Here is a 505-nt window from a genome sequence, read left to right on the forward strand (position 1 = left end):
ATTACTCGACGATCGAGGCGACGATACCGGCGCCGACCGTGCGGCCGCCTTCGCGGATGGCGAAGCGCAGCTTTTCTTCCATCGCGATCGGAACGATCAGCTCGACTGCAACCGTGACGTTGTCGCCCGGCATGACCATTTCCGTGCCTTCCGGCAGCGTGACGATGCCGGTCACATCCGTCGTGCGGAAGTAGAACTGCGGACGGTAGTTGGTGAAGAACGGCGTATGACGGCCGCCCTCTTCCTTCGTCAGGATGTAGGCTTCAGCCATGAACTTCTTGTGCGGCTTGACCGAACCCGGCTTGCACAGGATCTGGCCACGCTCGACGCCGTCACGGTTAACACCGCGAACCAGTGCGCCGATGTTGTCGCCGGCCTGGCCCTGGTCGAGCAGCTTGCGGAACATTTCAACGCCGGTCACCGTCGTCTTCGAGGTCGGACGGATGCCGACGATCTCGACTTCTTCGCCAACCTTGACAATGCCACGCTCGACGCGGCCGGTCAC

At 62.2% G+C, this 505-nt stretch carries 1 protein-coding gene; it reads right to left on the reverse strand.

The genetic code is table 11. The annotated features are described in order from the left end of the window. Window position 1: 1 nt before the first annotated feature. Window positions 2-505, reverse strand: a 504-nt coding sequence (locus CO671_RS33185) for an EF-Tu/IF-2/RF-3 family GTPase (protein WP_007769280.1), incomplete at its 5' end; no start/stop codon positions are given.

Source organism: Rhizobium sp. M10, from assembly GCF_002531955.1.
Lineage (GTDB): Bacteria > Pseudomonadota > Alphaproteobacteria > Rhizobiales > Rhizobiaceae > Rhizobium > Rhizobium etli_C.